At 62.2% G+C, this 17340-nt stretch carries 15 protein-coding genes; 9 read left to right on the top strand and 6 right to left on the bottom strand.

Translation table 11 applies throughout. The annotated features are described in order from the left end of the window. The first annotated feature begins 16 nt into the window (after positions 1 to 16). Entirely contained in the window at positions 17 to 1516 is a 1500-nt protein-coding gene (locus AC57BR_RS10195) for an aldehyde dehydrogenase family protein (RefSeq protein ID WP_496360136.1), read from the top strand. 101 nt (positions 1517 to 1617) lie between these two features. Next, on the top strand, positions 1618 to 2397 hold the full coding sequence (locus tag AC57BR_RS10200; RefSeq protein ID WP_496360138.1) for an isocitrate lyase/PEP mutase family protein: 780 nt from the start codon (positions 1618 to 1620) through the stop codon (positions 2395 to 2397). A 999-nt stretch (positions 2398 to 3396) separates the two neighbouring features. Here AC57BR_RS10200 and AC57BR_RS10205 read toward each other — a convergent pair. The 3 genes from AC57BR_RS10205 to AC57BR_RS10215 form a co-directional block, all read right to left on the bottom strand. Further along, positions 3397 to 3891, bottom strand: coding sequence for a cupin domain-containing protein (locus AC57BR_RS10205; RefSeq protein WP_496360140.1), 495 nt, complete (start codon positions 3889 to 3891; stop codon positions 3397 to 3399). Between the two features lie 12 nt (positions 3892 to 3903). After that, a complete protein-coding gene (locus AC57BR_RS10210) occupies positions 3904 to 4431 on the bottom strand; it encodes a cupin domain-containing protein (RefSeq protein ID WP_496360142.1) in 528 nt (175 codons plus the stop codon). 71 nt (positions 4432 to 4502) lie between these two features. Next, a complete protein-coding gene (locus AC57BR_RS10215) occupies positions 4503 to 4949 on the bottom strand; it encodes a nuclear transport factor 2 family protein (RefSeq protein WP_496360144.1) in 447 nt (148 codons plus the stop codon). Between the two features lie 335 nt (positions 4950 to 5284). Between AC57BR_RS10215 and AC57BR_RS10220 the strand changes: the two genes are divergently transcribed. The 6 genes from AC57BR_RS10220 (at position 5285) to AC57BR_RS10245 (ending at position 12505) form a co-directional block, all read left to right on the top strand. Beyond that, positions 5285 to 6724, top strand: coding sequence for a sugar porter family MFS transporter (locus AC57BR_RS10220; RefSeq protein WP_496360146.1), 1440 nt, complete (start codon positions 5285 to 5287; stop codon positions 6722 to 6724). Positions 6725 to 6825: 101 nt separating this feature from the next. Continuing rightward, entirely contained in the window at positions 6826 to 7593 is a 768-nt protein-coding gene (locus AC57BR_RS10225) for an SDR family oxidoreductase (RefSeq protein WP_496360148.1), read from the top strand. A 164-nt stretch (positions 7594 to 7757) separates the two neighbouring features. After that, complete coding sequence (locus AC57BR_RS10230; protein WP_496360150.1) at positions 7758 to 8567, top strand: IclR family transcriptional regulator; 810 nt, start codon at positions 7758 to 7760, stop codon at positions 8565 to 8567. Positions 8568 to 9064: 497 nt separating this feature from the next. Next, complete coding sequence (locus AC57BR_RS10235) at positions 9065 to 9904, top strand: hypothetical protein (RefSeq protein ID WP_496360152.1); 840 nt, start codon at positions 9065 to 9067, stop codon at positions 9902 to 9904. Between the two features lie 183 nt (positions 9905 to 10087). Then, a complete protein-coding gene (locus AC57BR_RS10240; protein ID WP_496360154.1) occupies positions 10088 to 11575 on the top strand; it encodes a four-carbon acid sugar kinase family protein in 1488 nt (495 codons plus the stop codon). 78 nt (positions 11576 to 11653) lie between these two features. Continuing rightward, on the top strand, positions 11654 to 12505 hold the full coding sequence (locus tag AC57BR_RS10245; protein ID WP_496360156.1) for a class II fructose-bisphosphate aldolase: 852 nt from the start codon (positions 11654 to 11656) through the stop codon (positions 12503 to 12505). Positions 12506 to 12794: 289 nt separating this feature from the next. Here the strand turns inward: AC57BR_RS10245 and AC57BR_RS10250 are convergent, their stop codons facing one another. The 3 genes from AC57BR_RS10250 to AC57BR_RS10260 all read right to left on the bottom strand — a co-directional run bounded on the left by AC57BR_RS10250 (position 12795) and on the right by AC57BR_RS10260 (position 15946). Beyond that, entirely contained in the window at positions 12795 to 13472 is a 678-nt protein-coding gene (locus tag AC57BR_RS10250; protein WP_496360158.1) for an aspartate/glutamate racemase family protein, read from the bottom strand. A 327-nt stretch (positions 13473 to 13799) separates the two neighbouring features. After that, entirely contained in the window at positions 13800 to 14072 is a 273-nt protein-coding gene (locus tag AC57BR_RS10255; RefSeq protein ID WP_496360160.1) for a hypothetical protein, read from the bottom strand. A gap of 356 nt (positions 14073 to 14428) precedes the next feature. After that, positions 14429 to 15946: an aldehyde dehydrogenase family protein gene (locus AC57BR_RS10260; RefSeq protein ID WP_496360162.1), complete on the bottom strand. Its 1518-nt coding sequence runs from the start codon at positions 15944 to 15946 to the stop codon at positions 14429 to 14431. 429 nt (positions 15947 to 16375) lie between these two features. Here AC57BR_RS10260 and AC57BR_RS10265 point away from each other — a divergent pair, with 429 nt between their 5' ends. Then, positions 16376 to 17185: an IclR family transcriptional regulator gene (locus AC57BR_RS10265; RefSeq protein WP_496360164.1), complete on the top strand. Its 810-nt coding sequence runs from the start codon at positions 16376 to 16378 to the stop codon at positions 17183 to 17185. The last annotated feature ends 155 nt before the right edge of the window (positions 17186 to 17340 follow it).

Raw genomic sequence — 17340 nt, forward strand, 5'->3', positions numbered from 1 at the left:
CCCTGGAAGGAATGTCATGACCACAACCCAGCACAGCTTCGCCCCGTCCGAGCAGGCACAGAGCTTCCTGTCCCGCGACGTGCACCATCTCTTCATCGACGGCCAGATGGTTCCGGCCGAGTCCGGACAGACCCTAACCACCACCAGCCCGTCCACGGGCGAGGTCCTGGCACGGTTTGCTGCCGGCGGACCCTCCGATGTGGACCGGGCGGTTCTCGCCGCACGCAAGGCGTTCAATGGCCCCTGGAGCTCCTGGAGCCCCTACGAGCGACAGGCGCTCCTGACCCGTGTCGCGCAGGTCCTCGACCAGAGGTTCGAGGAACTGATTCAGATCGAGGCCCTGGACATGGGCGCCCCGGTCTCGAGGTTGCGCAATTCCAAGGCCTCCTTGATGAAGATGCTGTCGTTCTTCGCCTCCCAGGCGATGAGCATTTCCGGTGAGACGCTGATGAACGGGATCCCCGGCAACGTGGCCACGATGACGCTGAAGGCACCGGTCGGAGTCATTGGCGGCATCATCCCCTGGAATGGACCACTCAACGGACAGTTCTGGATTATCGGCGCTGTTCTGGCCAGCGGGTGCACCGCCGTGCTCAAGCCGGCGTCGGAAGCTTCCCTGTCGGTGCTGCGCGTTGCCGAGATCCTGCACGAAGCCGGGGTCCCGGCCGGCGTCATCAATGTCGTCACCGGATCCGGCAGCTCAGCCGGAAATGCTCTCGCGGCGCACCCGGATGTCGACCGCGTCGCGTTCACCGGTTCCACTGAGACCGGGCGGCGGATCATCGAGGCCTCCACCGTGAACATCAAAAAGCTGCAGCTGGAACTGGGCGGCAAATCGGCGGATATCGTGTGCGCGGATGCGGACCTTGATACAGCGGTGCCGGGAGCGGCCATGGGTGTCTTCTCGAATTCAGGCCAGATCTGCTTCGCCGGTACACGCGTGCTGGTTCAGCGGCCCATCGTCGAGCAGTTCACGGAACGGCTGCTGGCATTTATGGACACCCTGAAGGTCGGGCACAGCCTGGACGACGCCGCCACTTTGGGCCCGGTGATCTCCCAGCCGCAGTTGGACAATGTCCTGAACTACATCGATATCGGCCGCAACGAGGGCGCCGAGTTGCTCTACGGTGGCCAGCGTCTCGGCGGTGAACTCGGAAACGGGTACTTCGTGCAGCCGAGCGTCTTTGGCGGCGTGAACAACGACATGCGGATCGCCCGTGAAGAGATCTTCGGACCGGTTCTTTCCATCCTTCCGTTCGATGACATCGACGAAGCTGTCGCCATCGCCAACGACAGCGAGTACGGCCTGGGCGGAGCTGTCTGGTCACAAAACCTGTCCACCGCCCTCCGGGCAGTACACGGTGTACACACCGGCACCATGTGGGTCAACTGCTACGGCTACATCGACCCGCTCGTCGGCTTTAGCGGAACCAAACTGAGCGGCTACGGCTACAAAGGCACAGCCGCGCACATGGACACCTACCTTTACACGAAGAGCGTCTACATGCAGCTGTGACCCTCCGCCTTTTGCATGACATGCTCCAGACCCAGGCCGCGGAAGTTAACGGCGTCCTCCTCAGCCCCTGCAAAATCTGCGATAGAGAACGGAGAGGGAGAATGACCGGACCAAGCACGTCCGACCGTGCCCAGCAGTTGAAGGCCTTGTACGAGGCACCGGAGATTCTGCGGGTTGTAAACGTCTGGGATGCTATAAGTGCCGCAACCGTCGCGGCACTGCCGGAGACGAAAGTGATCGCTACCGCCGGCCACTCGATCGCCGCCACGTACGGTTTCGCCGACGGCATGATGCCTCTGGAGATAGCGTTGGCAGGGATCAAAACAGTCGTGGACGCAGTTGATGTTCCGGTCACTGCCGATCTTGATGATGGTTACGACAACCCGGCTGAGACGGTCCGCCGGGCGATGGGACTAGGCGTCGTAGGCGCGAATGTTGAAGACCGGCTTCGACCCTTCGATGAAGCTGTTGCCCGCGTGCACGCCATTATCAAAGCCGCCCACGACGAGGGCATCACGTTTCAGCTCAACGCACGGACAGACGCGATCGTGCGGGGCGGGGACCGCCCCATTAGGGTCAGCATCGATGACGCGATCATTCGGGGTCGTGCCTATCTCGACGCCGGTGCCGCCCTGGTGTTCGTCCCCAGAGCACTCACCCGCCAGGTCATCGAGCCTCTCGTCGACGGACTCGGGAGAGGAAAGCTGTCAGTAATCGGCGCACCTGGAGCGCTTCCCGCGGCCGAATTGGAAGAACTCGGGGTAGCACGTATTTCATACGGACCCTTCCCACAGCGCGTCGCACTTCGTGCGCTTCGCGATCTCGCTGCCGAGTTGTACGGGACCGGTGTGGTTCCACTAGATACTCCGCCCCTGAATTGAGCCGGGGCACAAAGGTGTCACCGTGCCCGTCCTGAACCCTGAAATGCTGTGCTGCTACATATCACGGCGGCCTGGCCCCAACCAAAAAACATCGCGCAGACTGCCCGGCGTCCCCTGTCTTCACTCACGGACGCAACGCCGGGTGGTCGCTACAACCGGGAGGAAACCGCACGAAAATTCCCGACGATGTAGGCCCACAAACCCGTCACCGAATCAGGCCCCTCGCGCGCAACGATTTCCGGCACGTGTAGCTTCTTTGCGCTGCGAAGGCTGAACCGCCTGCTTCATTCCATGCCGGAGGGGAAGGACGTTGTGGCCGAGCTTCACTGCGGTTCTGGATCACGCCTTCCATGAGGCACTGCTTGCCCGGAAGAAACAGCAGCGGCCTTGCGGCGGCTCTGTCCTGGTGGAGGAGCACGGGACAGTGTTCAGCGATGCCGCTCACCGAGCGTCCCAGCGCCAGGAGCCGAGAGAGTTCCGGTTCGTCACCGACAGCAGCCCGCCAGTCCACCTTGATGGCGTCCGCTGGGGCCGCGCCCCAGGGACATATCGATCCTCAGCGGACGACGGCGTTGAGCGGCTTCCGCTGCGGTCCATCCTCCTGGGCATCGATAAGTATCACCGCGCAGTTGCGCAAGCTGGAGGATCACTCTGTGACCGGGGCTCCGCCCTGGCTGAGCGGCAGGTGCAGGCAATCGTTCTTGGACATCGCCACTGCACGCGTTGTGCTGATTACCCGGGAGCGAAATCGAGAACCCTGAATCCAAAGGTGGGGCCGGCGAGCAGGCTGCAGTTCAGGCTTAGGCCAATCTCTTTGTGTACAGGTACGTATCCATACGTGCAGCAGCCGTCCTCTCCGTGGACCGCCCGGAGAGCTGGACAGGTTTTGTCACGGAACAAACCGTAGTTGGGCGCCGTCCATCTGGACGGCGCCCAACTACGTTAAGATTTTGCCCGCTGCAGGTTGGAAAGGAGCTGTCTGCTGGGACGGCAGGACCTTCAGAGGGGCTTGGATCCGCTTATAGCGAGAGGAAAGGAGGTGTACACGAACGAGGCCGGCCGCGGCTGTACGTTTCGGAGGTCGTGCATACTGCCCCGCAGCACGATCGAGTCCCCCTTGGCGAGCGTCACCTCGCCGTCTTCCAGGACAACGGCCAACTCCCCGTCGAGCATCGTGATCACATGCAGGGAATGGTCCGTGTGCAGGTCGGGCGCCGCCAAGGTGTCACCCGAAGCACCTGGCACAGTGAGTATTCGGACGACGGCACCCTCGGCCGGCGCATCAGGCCCGAGCGTCCAGCCGGGCTCTGGATGATCATCCGGAGCAGCGGGGATACTCCGCTGTTGCCATAGCTCCTGCAAAACGTTTCCATTGGGGAGCCGGGTGGAGGGGAGGTTTCGCTCGTCAGCGACGACTGCGGACGCCTTTGAGGCGTTGATCCCGACGATGACCCGACGGGCAGGCGTGGACAGGTCAGTGCTGTTGGAGTGCATGATCGATGGCGGTCAGCGAATCACGCTGACGTGAACGGCGGAGACTACGCATGGCTTGTCCGTCCTGTTCCGCCAGGCATGTTTGGTGCCGCGCTGCACGATTGTGTCGCCCTGACGCATGGTTGTCTCGCCAGTGTCGAGAAGAACGCACGCTTCCCCGGAAATCACGGTGACGATATCGATCGTGTCCGTCGTGTGCATTCCGGGAGCATCGTTGGGATTCACTGCGTCGCCAGCGCCGGACTCGGCCAGGATCCTGGCGTAGCCGCCCTCGTAATCCCATTCGCTGTCCGGGGCGAAGGCCGTGATCACGTAGTTGTAGCCTGCCGGCGGCGGCGGGATGATCGAGGCATCACCGGGTCCGTTGGGCGCCATCACAGGCGTCGGCACTTCCGTCGCCTGCCACAGGTGGTTGCGCGTGTAGCCATCGGCGACGAGCCGGTCGCTCGTTGGACCGTCACTTACGAACGTCGACGTGCCGTCGGCATTCAGGCCGGTAACGATCAGGCGTGACTGGAATTCGCGATGTTCTCCCACCATGATTGTGGTCCTTTCCATTGTTGAGGTCATTCGTTCGGACGGTGATTCTGGCCCCCATTAGAGGCTGGAAATCAAGGACGTCCCACTAGCCCTTTTTCTTGCTCCAGGGCTTCAAACACAGGCGCGTTGTCCACATAAATGCGCTGATCGACGAACTTCCCGTCTTTTACGGTGATCTTCGAAGCGGCCTTGATCTCGATCACGGCCCCGCTGAAAAGTGTCCAACGGCCGACGGATTCGAAGAAGACGACTCCGTCCTCTTCCTCCCACACGTTCACGAGGTCATGCCCCAGCGATTCGATCTCATTGAGCTTGTCGCTAAAGGCCGCGATGATGTTTTCCCGGCCCTTGATTTCCGGGCTGTTCCCGAACGTCAGCGTCATGTTCTCCGCGTAGTAGGACCCGAACTCCCGTGGGTTGTTTGCTTCCATGGCCGCGTAGTACTCGGTCAGCATCTTTGCCGTCTCGGTGTTTGCACGCATTGTTGTCAGACCTTCCGTCTCTATCGGTGTCGTCACTTGATGTGCCCCCTCATCAGGCGGCAGGTCAAGTGGCAGACCTCTTTGGCTGTTGACTAATTCTCACAATACAGGATATTCTCAAATCCGACACCAAAGAAGTGTGTGGAGTATCACAGCCTAGCCGCAGGCCGAAAAGAGTCCGCGCGAAAGCTAAAGCCACTGATCTCGACCATACGATCCACCCGGATCGAAGGTCAGTGCGTATGCAATGCCGGGTTCCTGCCGTCGCATGGAACCGGAATCAAGCCAAGGCAGTATGGCGCATGGCCGATCGACGCCGATCGGCCCTGGGGATTTGCTCCCTGAGCCTTGCTCACCAATAAGGAGACCTCGTGTCCGAAAAATTCCACTCGACAGGAGCGTTGACCACTACGGGTGGCCGCGAAGACCCGAGAACATTCATGTTCCGGCTGACCCTGATCGCCAGCCTGGGCGGTCTGCTGTTCGGTTTCGATACTGGCGTGATCGCCGGGGCCCTGGTGTATCTCCGGGAGGACTTCCAGTTGACTGCCGTCGCCGAGGGGCTGGTTGTCACTTCGCTGTTGTTCCCCGGCGCGACGGCAGGCGCGCTTCTGGGCGGTCCCATCGCTGACCGCGTGGGACGGAAGAAGTCGCTGGTCATTGCAGGTGTTATCTTCGTCCTCAGTACGGTCACATGCGCTTTGGCTCCCAGTGTGGGGATTCTGGTCGCGGGGCGCATCGCGCTCGGTTATGCCGTCGGCGTCGCCTCCGTCGTCGTTCCGCTGTACCTTGCCGAGATGGCTCCGGCCTCGCAGCGAGGCCGCATCGTCACCGTGAACCAACTGATGCTGGTCATCGGCCTGTTCCTGGCATTCGTGATCAACGCGGTCCTTGCCAACCTGATCAACGACACCGTGGTGTGGCGCTACATGCTTGGCATCGCCCTCGTTCCGGCCGCGGGGCTTCTCATCGGCATGCTCACCCTGCCCGATACCCCTCGCTGGTATGCCAGCAAGCAGATGTGGGCGGAGGCCAGGCGCACTTTGCAGCGGGCGCATGTCGCAGACCGGGTTGAGGACGAGTACCGGCAGATCGCGGCCATCGTCGAAACTGACCACATCAAGGGCAAGGTCTCGGTCCTGGCAACCCTTCGCAATGAACCGTGGATGAAGCTTTTGATCGTGGTCGGTATCATCCTGGCGATCGCCCAGCAGACTACCGGCATCAACGTGGTGATGTATTATGCGCCGACCGTGCTTGAGAGTTCCGGCCTCACCCGGTCCGCGTCGCTGCTGGCCTCCGTCACCGTTGGAATCGCGATGATCGTCTTCACGATAGTGGGCATGTGGATTCTCGGTCTGATGGGGCGCCGCAAGATGATGCTGCTCGGTTTCGGGGGCGTCGCCGCCTCCCACCTGGGGCTCCTCGCTACCTACATGCTGCCGGAGTCCACCCTGCGTTCGTACCTGATTCTGTTGTTCATGCTGCTGGTTACCGCCTTCATGGTGACCTTCCTGGGTACAACAGGCTTCCTGGTTCTCTCCGAGCTGTTCCCGCTGCCAATCCGCGGTTTCGCCATGGGCGCTTCCCTGGGCGGGCTCTGGGTTGCCAACTCCCTCATCTCATTCCTCTTTCCGATCCTCGCCGAGCAGTTCGGTTCGGTGGCCGTTTTCTCCGGATTCCTTGTCCTCAACGTGCTGGCAGCGCTGTTCGCGTTCCGCTACATCCCGGAAACCAAGGGGCGAACCTTGGAAGAGCTTGAGGTTGAACTACGTGACCGTTACACGGGTTCGGCGACCGCCCGCCCGTGACCGAGGAGGCGCTCTCCTCTTCCTGATTGCGTGCCGGCCGGGCCGATCCGGCCGGCACGCACCTGATTCCACCACCTGATTAACAGAAAGTGAGACCAGCAATGACTGAGTCCAGGTTCGCCGGAAAGGTAGCCTTCGTGACCGGCTCCGGCAGCGGCATCGGCCGGGCAACGGCGATAGCATTTGCGGCTGAAGGAGCAACGGTAGTGTTGGCCGATATTGACGCTGCCGGCAACGAAGAAACCGCTCGCCTCGTCGCCGAGCATGGCGGGCAGGTGCTCGCCGTCAAATGCGACGTAACGTCCTCACAGGAGATTCAAGCGGTCATCGAACAGACCGTCCAAGAGTTTGGCCGCCTTGATATCGCCTTCAACAACGCCGGTGTCGAGCAGCCGCCCGCAGCACTCGTCGATATCTCCGAGGATGAGTGGTCCCGGCTGCTCGACATCAACCTGCGCAGCGCATTCCTCTGCATGAAGTACCAGATCCCTGCAATGCTCAAGAGTGGCGGCGGCTCCATCGTCAACACGTCCTCGGGTGCCGGAGTTGTCGGAATCCGCGGGCAGGCCGCCTACGTCGCAGCAAAACACGGACTGATCGGCCTGACGAAGTCGGCGGCATTGGACTACGCAGCCCAGGGCATCAGGGTCAACGCCATCTGCCCGGGCATCATCGAGACACCAATGATGGACAGGTTCTCCGGCGGCACCCCCGAGGGCCGGGAACGCGTGATTGGCCAGGAACCCGTCGGCCGGATGGGCAAACCTGAGGAAATCGCCTCCGCCGTGCTGTGGCTTTCCTCAGACCTCGGCAGCTTTGCAACCGGTCACGCAATGGTCATCGATGGCGGCCAGACCGTAGGCATCTAATCGGTAGCACCATCCACAAGATCTACAGGACTGTGGCGGGCACTGGACCTCAATCCCGTGCCCGCCACCTTGCCGCGCCTATACTGGCAGTAATACCGCCGTTCGTGAGGCTGCCTTCGAGGGTCTTGGTATACGGCTTGTAGAGAAGGATGGGGCCTCACGTCATGAGCGGACGCGGTTTGCCGGAGAATGTCGCGGAACTGAGTGGCACTCCGGACAGCGCTGGAAGTCTGGCCAGGATGCTGACCATCCTGGACCTCTTTACTGCACAAGAGCCTGTCTGGTCGACGGCGGACCTCATTGATGCCCTGGAGACCTCGCGTTCCACGGGCTACCGCTACATCAAAACCCTGCATGACGCGGGTCTGCTCACCACTGTCCGCAACGGCTACTACAGCCTTGGTCCGAGGATCATCGAGATGGACCTGCAGATCAGGCAAACGGACCCCTTGCTCCTCGCCAGCCAGGGCGTCCTGGAAGAACTTGTAGAGAACGTCGGACACTCCGCTCTGCTGTTGACCGCGTTCCGTGACTCGGTGCTGTGCGTAGGGGAAGTCCGCGCACCATCAAGTCCGGCAAATCGGTTCAGCCGCGGGCAACGCCGGCCGATGTTCCAAGGGGCCGGGTCAAAAGTCATCCTCGCCTATCTCCCCCACCACCGGCTGAAGGCGATCTACCCCCGCTACAGTGACGAAATTGAGAAGGCCGGGCTGGGCGCTTCCTGGAGTGAGTTCCGCAAAGCCCTGGGTGAAATCAAAAAAAACGGCTACCTGCTCACGCGCGGGGAGTTCAACCCCGGAGTCTACGGCGTCGCCGCGCCTATCCTCACCGACCAAAAGACGTCGGTGGGCAGCGTGGGCGTCGCGTGGGATGAACACGTCCGTGACATCAACGTCGAGCAGGCGATAAAGGCCGTTAAGGAAGCTGCGGCCACTGTCTCCCGGCGACTCACGCAGAACCAGAACGACTCATAGATCCAAACCGCTGACGAGCGGGCCGAAAGGCACGCATCGGCCTGCCAAAACCTTTGGCCCTGTCCACATTTCCGGCCTACTGGCCGGGGAGTCTCCGCCCAGCGCAAGCCTTTCAGCGTCCACCGGGCTCCCCCAGTGGAAACGGCAGGCACGGTCGGCCGACAGATACGCGGCCTCCCCGCATCACGGATTGCAGCACATGATGCCCGGCTCATGACAGTTCGGGATGCCTTTGCCCTGGCGGCGCCACGCCCCGACCGCAGCTGCCCGGCGATACCTGCAACACCGCCCTCTTGTGTTCCTTGCGGTCTGTAGGAACCGGTTGGCTACTCGAAACTCTGAGCTGGCATTTGTTCTATTAAAAAGTCGTTGACGATATCCCGTTATGTGGGATATGGTGAATTTAGAGCGGTTGGCTGGCACGTAATGCAGCGGAGAACCGCCACCCCCTACCGGTTCTTGGTGGGGATGAATCGACTTTTGTGAAGGAGCAGGAGATGCGCGTAAGCAAAGCAGCGGAGACCGACATCGAAGCAGTCGGATCCATGCGCGAGGGGAAGCTGGACCAGAAGCACCTGCTGTTCGGTGAGGATGGCTCCCCGAACAACTACGACCTGAACATGGGCCACACCGGCGGCGGTGGTTGGCGGACCCCACGTCACCGGCACAACTTCGACCAGGTCCGCTACGTCATCCAGGGCCGGCTGCCCTACTCCGAGGAAGATTACCTGGAGGAAGGCTGGGTAGGGTACTTCCCCGAAAGCGTCCACTACGGACCGCAGGAACGCGCCGAAGGCCTCCGCACCCTGGTACTCCAGGCCGGCGGCGCCAGCGGCCAGGGCTACCTGTCGGTCGCCCAGCGCGAAGCGACCAATGCCGAACTGGAAAAGACCGGCGAATTCAAGAAGGGCCTGTACCACTACACGGACGCCAACGGCGACGAGCAGACCGTGGACGGATCGCAGGCGATCTTCGAACACGCCACGGGCGGCAAGCTCGAGTTCGCCACCCCGCGCTACGAAGACGTCATCGCCATGAACCCCGACGCCTACGACTGGCTGACCTCAGCCGACGAAGGCGTGTCCGAGAAATGGCTGGGCACCTTCACCGAGCGCAACTTCCGCATCGGATTCCTCCGGCTCGATGCCGGCGCTGTGTACCAGGCCGGCCAGTTCCCGTCCATCGAAATCCTGTTCCAGACCAAGGGCCAGGTCACCGCAGGCGGTGAAAAGTACGGCCCCGAAACCGGCTACGAGTTCCTTGCCAACGAAGGCCCCGCCCCCATCGAGGCCATCGAACCCACGGAATTCCTCCGGTTCGTCCTCCACACCTTCTAAAAAACAGATACGTCAGCGGGCAACACGGAAACCCCGTGTTGCCCGCTGACGTGCATAAAGGATGTCGGTAGGTCATTCGACCCCAGGCGCCCCTGGCTCTGAAAGCTTTGCCGGAAGCCGGGCACAGGGATGCGGCCCATCCTGACGATTTGCATCAATAAACCCCACACAATGGAGTGCATAGTGACACTTGAAGCCGATGTTCTAGACCCCTTCCCGGCGGAACTTCAGATTCCAGCACAATCAGTAGCCACGGCCGTAGCTGCTTCCTCGGAGGCGACCCCGCGCATCCTGGTGGTGCTCGATGATGACCCCACGGGCACGCAGTCCGTGGCGGATTTGCCCGTGCTCACCCGCTGGGAGGTTGAGGACTTCACCTGGGCCTTCAGCCAGTCCAAGCCGGCCGTGTACGTCCTCACCAACACGCGCAGCCTTGACCCCGAAGAGGCGGCTGCCCGTAACGAGGAAGTGGTTCGCAATGCCCTCGCCGCGGCAGGCAGCGTCAGGGTTGGCTTCGTGAGCCGCAGCGACTCCACCCTCCGCGGCCACTACCCGCTGGAACCGGATGTCATTGCCGCTACCGTGACCGCCGAAACCGGTGAGGCCACTGACGGCGTCGTTATCGTTCCCGCGTTTCCCGACGCCGGCCGCCTCACCATCGGCGGAGTCCACTACATGCGCGGTACCGGGGACGACGCCGGCAAGCTCATCCCCGTCGCCGAGACCGAGTTCGCCAGGGATGCCACCTTCGGATTCGCCAACTCGGAGCTGGCCAAATACGTGGAGGAGAAGTCGCAGGGCCGGTTCGCCGCGGACTCCGTGATCGTCCTGGACCTGAACATCATCCGCGCCGGCGCGTCCGCCCAGGACCCTGCCATCTCGGCGAAGGCCATCGCCGATGCCATTGAAGGCGCCACCAACTCCACGCCGATCGTGGCGGACATCGTCACCGAAAACGACCTCCGTGCCCTGGCCCTGGGCCTGGAAGAAGCCGAACGGCGCGGCAAGAAGCTGCTCTACCGCGTCGGCCCGCCGTTCGTCCGCGGCCGGATTGGCCAGGACGTCCGCACCGCCCTGACGTCCGGGGAGGCCTACGAAGGCAACACCCCCTCCACGGCCGGCGGCCTGATCGTGGTCGGCTCTCACGTCGGGCTCACCACCCGCCAGTTGAACGTCCTCACCGCCGAACACAGCTCCGCGAGCATCATCGAGATCGATGTCGAAAAGCTCCTCGCCAGCGAAGCAGAAGCAGCAGCACACCTGGACCGGACCGTGGACGCCGTCGTTGAGGCCCTCCGCGCCGGCGATGTCATCGTCCACACTAGCCGCCTGCTGATCAAGACGGACGACCCCGCCGAGAGCCTGCGGATCGCCCGCACCGTGTCCGCCGCCGTCGTCGCCGTGGTCAACCGGACACTGAAGACCTTCCCGCCGCGGTTCGTCATCGCCAAGGGCGGTATCACGTCCTCGGACGTGGCAGCCCATGGCCTGGAGATCCGGCACGCGATTGTCCGCGGACCCATGCTGCCGGGCGTCGTCAGCCTGTGGGAACCCGTGGACGGCCCGGCCAAGGGGATCCCGTACATCGTCTTCGCCGGCAACGTCGGCGAAGACGACTCCCTGGCCCAGGTCACCCGCAAACTCAGCAACACCTTTGAATCCGGCAAGTGAAGGAGAGCATGAGCAGCAACCACAAGACACCTGTCCCGGCGGCAACGCCCATGAGGATCCTTGAAGGAGGGGCCTTTAATGCGTACCCGGCTCGATGACCTTGTCACCGCCGCACTGCAGCGCGGCTCGGCTGTTCCGGCCTTCACCTGTTATGACTTCACTACCGCGCTGGCGGTGGTAACGGCGGCCGAGGATGCAAACCAGGGCGTGATTCTCATGGTTGCGCCGAAGACCGCGGCCACGCCCAATGGACTGCGCCTGATCGCCGCACTGCGCGGACTCGCCGATGCAGCGCGTGTCCCGGTAGCCGTGCAGCTGGATCATGCTACGAATCTTGGGGTCATGGCAGAGTCTGTTGCTGCAGGGGCAGACTCGGTACTTGCCGACGGTTCATCTTTGCCGTTTGAGGACAATGCCCAGCTGGTCCTGGCGGCCCGCGCTCTTCTGGGGAGTGACGTCGTGCTTGAAGCTGAACTGGGGGGTCTTGCGGGCGACGAGGACCGAGCCTTTGGCGCGGATCAGTCCGGGGTGCCGGTGGCCGGCCTGACCGACGCAACCCAGGTAGAAGGATTTATCGCCCGTACCGGCGCCGAACTGCTTGCCGTGGCAGTGGGCAACGTCCACGGCAAGTACCAAGGCGAGCCGCAGCTGCGCTGGGACGTTCTACAGGACATCGCAGGACAGACCAACGTCCCACTGGTGCTGCACGGGGCTTCAGGTATCCCGCCAGAAGAACTCGCCAAAGCGCCGGCGATGAACGTCGGCAAAGTCAACTTCAACACCGAGCTCCGCACCGGAATCCTGGCGACCCTCCAGGAAGAACTCCCGGGCCACCGGAGAGACGGTGAGAATATGCAGGGCCTGCTCGGCCACTGGAATACTTCGGCCAAAGATTTCGCCAGCGGAGCCTTTGCCACCCTCACCCGCTAATTCAACTGCCCGGGAGAGGCCGCTCGGACTTCAGCGCCGCGCGGCCCGTCCCGGGCAGCCCCGTTTCTGAGGGACTAAAGGGGAGGCTCACAGGTGCTCACACGCGGTCGGGATTGCGCGGCGTCTTCCGAGCCGACCTCTGTGCGGTGACCGACAGAACGACGGGGACCTTGGAACCTCCGCTGAGGGCGGGACAGCTGTGGTTAAAAGCTGATGCCGGCGCAACAGGTTCGGGTTGCGCCGGCATCAGGCGTAGGGGATTGATAGATCCCCACTGATTACACGGGAGTCAGGCAGGGAGCTCGGCCACGCGCCGGGCCAGATAGTCAACGCCCATCCGAGGGCTGGACAACACCGTCAGATTGGTCTTTTCCTGAAGGACTGGCGCGAGGCGGTTCATCGAGGCCTGTGCCAGGACGATCAGGTCGACGTTTCCGGCAAGATCCGTTGCCTGCTCGATGATCATGGAGTCGTGCTTGTCCCGGTCTCCTGCCATGAGGACCGCGAACGCTCCTTCGCACAACCGCTGCTCGATCGTGATGCTGCGCCCCATCTCGTCTGCCTTGGCCTGGATCAAATCCGAGGTCGGACCAAGCGTCGTGGGCACAGTGGCCAGGACCCCAATGCGGGTTCCGTCGCTGGCCGCCCGAAGCGCCATCGCCTCATCAATCTTGATGACCGGGGTGTGGACATTGCGGGCAGCAACATCCAGGGCAGGTCCCAGCGAGGAACAGGCGGAAAAGATGATGTCAGCGCCGGCGGCCTCAGCAGCCTGCGCCAAGTGGGTCATCCGCTCCTCGCTCTTACGCGAGATGCCGTTCTCCCGCTGAACAGTGGCCAGGACGTCCGAGTCAACAAAGTGCATGACTTCAGCATCAGGAATCAGCTCAGCAATCAGGTTATTGATCACAGGTTCGACGGAGACAAACACGAAGCTGGTGTGCAAAATCGCGATCTTCTTTGACACGCTAATACTTCCTTACTGGTTGAATTTCTGATGCCCTGTCGCTCATCACGCGTGGGTCCGCTACAGATGGGACGACGAAGCAGAAGTGGATGAGAACTCATGTAGACAATATCCCACACTGTGGGATAAAGTCAATATCAGAGTCGGCCGCCGGTGCATCATGAATCGCAGTTGACGCGGAAACGCATCCGAGCTCTCGGACACTGGGAGGCCCTGATGGCACCCAGCGGAAATGACACGAGACCTTCATCTGCAGGTACCTCGAAACAGGAGAAGAGCATGGCAGAGACATGGGGAACGTCCCACAATTCCGGCCAGTTCGTGGGATCAGCGGTCGTTGCCGGAGCCACCTATGGCCCGCACCATACGCTTCTGCGCCTGAAGACGTTCGGGGGCGAACTTATTGACTACCGCGTTGGTGACGTTCCAGATCCTGAGGGAATAGCTGAATTTAACGGCGACGATCTCCGGCCCATCTCGGTCAAGATCCAAGACGGCGGCAAGCAATGCAGTGTGGTTGCCCGTGCCGCAGCGGGCGGGGCGCGAGCTCTCAGGGTGACCCTGGGGGCAGCCCTGGCGCTGTACAAATCTGGTGTCCATGCAGTAGTCGATGGCGGCCTTTCAGCCGCAGTACCCTGTTCCGCGCGGAATGCGCCAAGGACTGCCCTGCAGTAACGAGCTCTATATGCGATACGCGACCCAGGCATGAGTTGTACTGGATGCCCTCCGCACTTCCTCTCGCCCAGCGCAGGGCATGCTGCACCCGACTCCTATTGGAGGGCGTCCCAGACCAGGAGACCCATGACTAGGAACGTGGTCACGCTGGTGCTTTCACCTGGCACTTCCCCCAGCAAAGTAGGGTTCCCGTCCATGGACGGGAACCCTACTTTGCTTTTTTGCTTCTCGTGCCACGCACGGAATGCGCTCGATCAGAAGGCCGCTTCAGCCCGTGCGCGTCAGTTGGTGTAGGGGAGTTCGCGTTCGGTGGTGAGGTCCCAGACGACTGCTTTGCGGCGGGTGTACATCGCGACGGAGTCGAAGCCGTTTTCTTTGCCGAAGCCGCTTTGTTTCATGCCGCCGAAGGGGACGGTGGGGTGGAAGGAGCGGTAGGTGTTGATCCATACCGTTCCCGCGATCAGCTCCTTGGCCAAGTGCTGGATGGTCCGTGCGTCGTTGCCCCAGATCTGGGCGCTGAGGCCGAATTCCGAGGCGTTCGCGCGGGCGATGACTTCGTCGGTGTCGGTGTAGGACAGCACGCTTGCCATCGGGCCGAAGGCCTCCGTGAGGGCTGCGGGGTTGTCATCGGTGACATCGGCCAGGACGGTGGGCTGGTAGAACGCGCCGTTCGCGAGGTCGCCGTCCTCTGCCGGGCCGCCGCCGGCCAGGGCGACCGCGCCGGCGCTGAGCGCGCTTTTGACCAGGGCGTCAACCCGGGCGCGGTGCTGGCGGTTGATGAGCGTGCCCATCTGGGAGGATTCCTTGGTTGGCAGTCCGACGCGGACCGTTTTGGCTTTTTGCCCGAGCCGTTCGGTGACCTCGGCGTACATCGAGGCCGGGACGAAGATCCGGGAACCGGTCACGCAGCTTTGGCCGCTCTTGGCGAAGTTTGAATGCAGCAGCGACGGGATCGCGATGTCCAGATCGGCGTCCGGGAGCAGGATCGCCGGGCTCTTGCCGCCCAGTTCCAGGAACGTCGGCACGATGTTGGTTGCCGATTGGTGGATGATGGCCCGTCCCGAGCCCGGTCCGCCGGTGAAGGCGATCATTCCGATGTCAGGGTGCTCGGTGAGCAGGGGCCCGACCTTGTCTCCGCGGCCGGTGACCACGTTGATGACACCGGCGGGAAGACCGGCTTCCAGGGCGAGTTCGACCATGCGGTAATTCAGCAGCGGGGCTACCTCGGGTGCCTTGATGACAATGCAGTTCCCGGCAACGAGGGCCGGGCCCGCCTTCAGGGCGACGAAGTTCGCGTTGCCGTTGTAGGGGCTGACCCCGGCCACGACCCCGAAAGGCTCATCGAGCCCGTAGGAGAGCCGGCCGGGCAATTGCGCGAACGTGCGGCCTTCGATTTTGTCGGCGATCCCTGCGTAATAGCGAAGCACCCGGGCGCTGTTATCGATGTCGGCCATGGCCTCGCGGCGCAAGTGGCCCACATCGGAGACCTCGAGATCGGCCAGTTCCTCGCGGTGCGCGCTGATCGCATCCGCCCAGGCCGTAAGCATCCTCGCCCGGACCTCGGGCGCGGTACGGCGCCACACCTTCTCATACGCCGTCTTCGCACCGGCGACCACAGCATCAATATCAGCAGGGCCGGCCTCGTGCAGGGAACCGATCACCCGACCCGTGGCAGGATTCAGGAGCTCCATCTCATACCCACCCGACGGGACCACCACCCCGGCCGCGGAAATAAACCCGACCCGGCGCCCTCCCCCACCCACGCTCACATCAAACTCCTCCGACACCTTCGTACTCATACTCAAAAACTCCTTCAAAAAGGGGATCATCCCAAGGTTTAGCAAGGAATGGTCTTGCGTGGCTCCGGACATCAGTTGGTTCCCAGAGGGCTTCTCACCAAGACGTCCATGAAGTGGTCTTTTTTGCTGCTCCCGACCTGCCGATTCAGCCGCATACAAGGCATGCAAGCCGTTCCTCAGCCGTGGCGGCACTCCATCGGTCCGGACACACTTTCTAGGCTTCGGCTGACCGGGTGTTTTACATGTAAAAGATGCTTCCATATATGAAGGCCCTCGTCAATGGTGCGGTGGCGGCCAGGCTTACTTATCCGTGCTTGCGAACTCCCTGTCGAAGTATAAGAAATCCTGTAGAATGGGACTTTATTCACCGCTCGAAATGATGCGGCAGACCAAAGGCTTGCTGCATCGAGAACGATAAGGACTCGCGTCATGAGTGGACCCAGTTCGGTCAGTGGCCCCGGCGAAGTGACCGAGACTGCCGACAGCGTGGGCAGCCTTGCCCGAATGCTGCAAGTCCTGGAGCTGTTCAGCGAAGCTGGCCCCGTCTGGTCGACGGCCGATCTTATCGAGGCGATGGAGACGTCCAGGTCCACGGGCTACCGCTATATCAAGACCCTGCATGACGCCGGCCTGCTCACGACGGTGCGCAACGGCTACTACACCCTAGGCCCGCGAATCATCGAGATGGACCTGCAGATCCGGCAAACCGATCCGCTGCTACTGGCGAGCCATGGGGTTCTTGACGATCTGGTGGAGAATGTCGGCCACTCTGCCCTTTTGCTGACGGCATTTCGGGATTCCGTCCTGTGCATCGGTGAATCGCGCGCCCGGACGAGCCCCGAAAACAGGTTCAGCCGCGGGCAGCGGCGCCCCATGTTCCAAGGTGCAGGATCGAAGGTCATCCTGGCCCACCTCCCTCATCACCGACTTAAGGCCATCTACCCCCGCCATCAGGATGAGATTGAGCGCACCGGACTGGGCGCCACCTGGGGTGAATTCCGCAAGACCCTCGGAGAGATCAAAAAAGACGGATACCTGCTGACCAGGGGCGAATTTAATCCAGGAGTTTATGGCGTCGCGGCGCCCATCCTCACCGACCAGAAGACCGCGGTCGGCAGCGTCGGCGTCGCTTGGGATGAAAACATCCGGGACATCAACGTCGACCAAGCAATACAGGCCGTCAAGCAAGCGGCAGCCACCATCTCCCAACGCCTCGCTGAGAACCAGGGCAGGTCATAACCCGCGCAGTCCGACTCGCCGCCATCCACTGGTCTTCATCATGCGCAAGTGCCCGCGGCGGCTTCCTCGCACCGACTTTCGGGATATTTCCGGAACCGTCGTCCCCGCATTCTCCAACTGAGGCTGATACCGGGCGCCACAAGCTACCAGCGCCC

The organism is Arthrobacter sp. BGA-UO-ETr-C19 (assembly GCF_059568005.1).

Bases quoted from the DNA above. Each gene is read 5' to 3' on its own strand.
- AC57BR_RS10195 (WP_496360136.1), top strand. From the start codon at position 17: ATGACCACAACCCAGCACAGCTTCGCCCCGTCCGAGCAGGCACAGAGC.
- AC57BR_RS10200 (WP_496360138.1), top strand. From the start codon at position 1,618: ATGACCGGACCAAGCACGTCCGACCGTGCCCAGCAGTTGAAGGCCTTG.
- AC57BR_RS10205 (WP_496360140.1), bottom strand. From the start codon at position 3,891: ATGCACTCCAACAGCACTGACCTGTCCACGCCTGCCCGTCGGGTCATC.
- AC57BR_RS10210 (WP_496360142.1), bottom strand. From the start codon at position 4,431: ATGGTGGGAGAACATCGCGAATTCCAGTCACGCCTGATCGTTACCGGC.
- AC57BR_RS10225 (WP_496360148.1), top strand. From the start codon at position 6,826: ATGACTGAGTCCAGGTTCGCCGGAAAGGTAGCCTTCGTGACCGGCTCC.
- AC57BR_RS10230 (WP_496360150.1), top strand. From the start codon at position 7,758: ATGAGCGGACGCGGTTTGCCGGAGAATGTCGCGGAACTGAGTGGCACT.
- AC57BR_RS10235 (WP_496360152.1), top strand. From the start codon at position 9,065: ATGCGCGTAAGCAAAGCAGCGGAGACCGACATCGAAGCAGTCGGATCC.
- AC57BR_RS10245 (WP_496360156.1), top strand. From the start codon at position 11,654: ATGCGTACCCGGCTCGATGACCTTGTCACCGCCGCACTGCAGCGCGGC.
- AC57BR_RS10255 (WP_496360160.1), bottom strand. From the start codon at position 14,072: ATGGACACCAGATTTGTACAGCGCCAGGGCTGCCCCCAGGGTCACCCT.
- AC57BR_RS10260 (WP_496360162.1), bottom strand. From the start codon at position 15,946: ATGAGTACGAAGGTGTCGGAGGAGTTTGATGTGAGCGTGGGTGGGGGA.
- AC57BR_RS10265 (WP_496360164.1), top strand. From the start codon at position 16,376: ATGAGTGGACCCAGTTCGGTCAGTGGCCCCGGCGAAGTGACCGAGACT.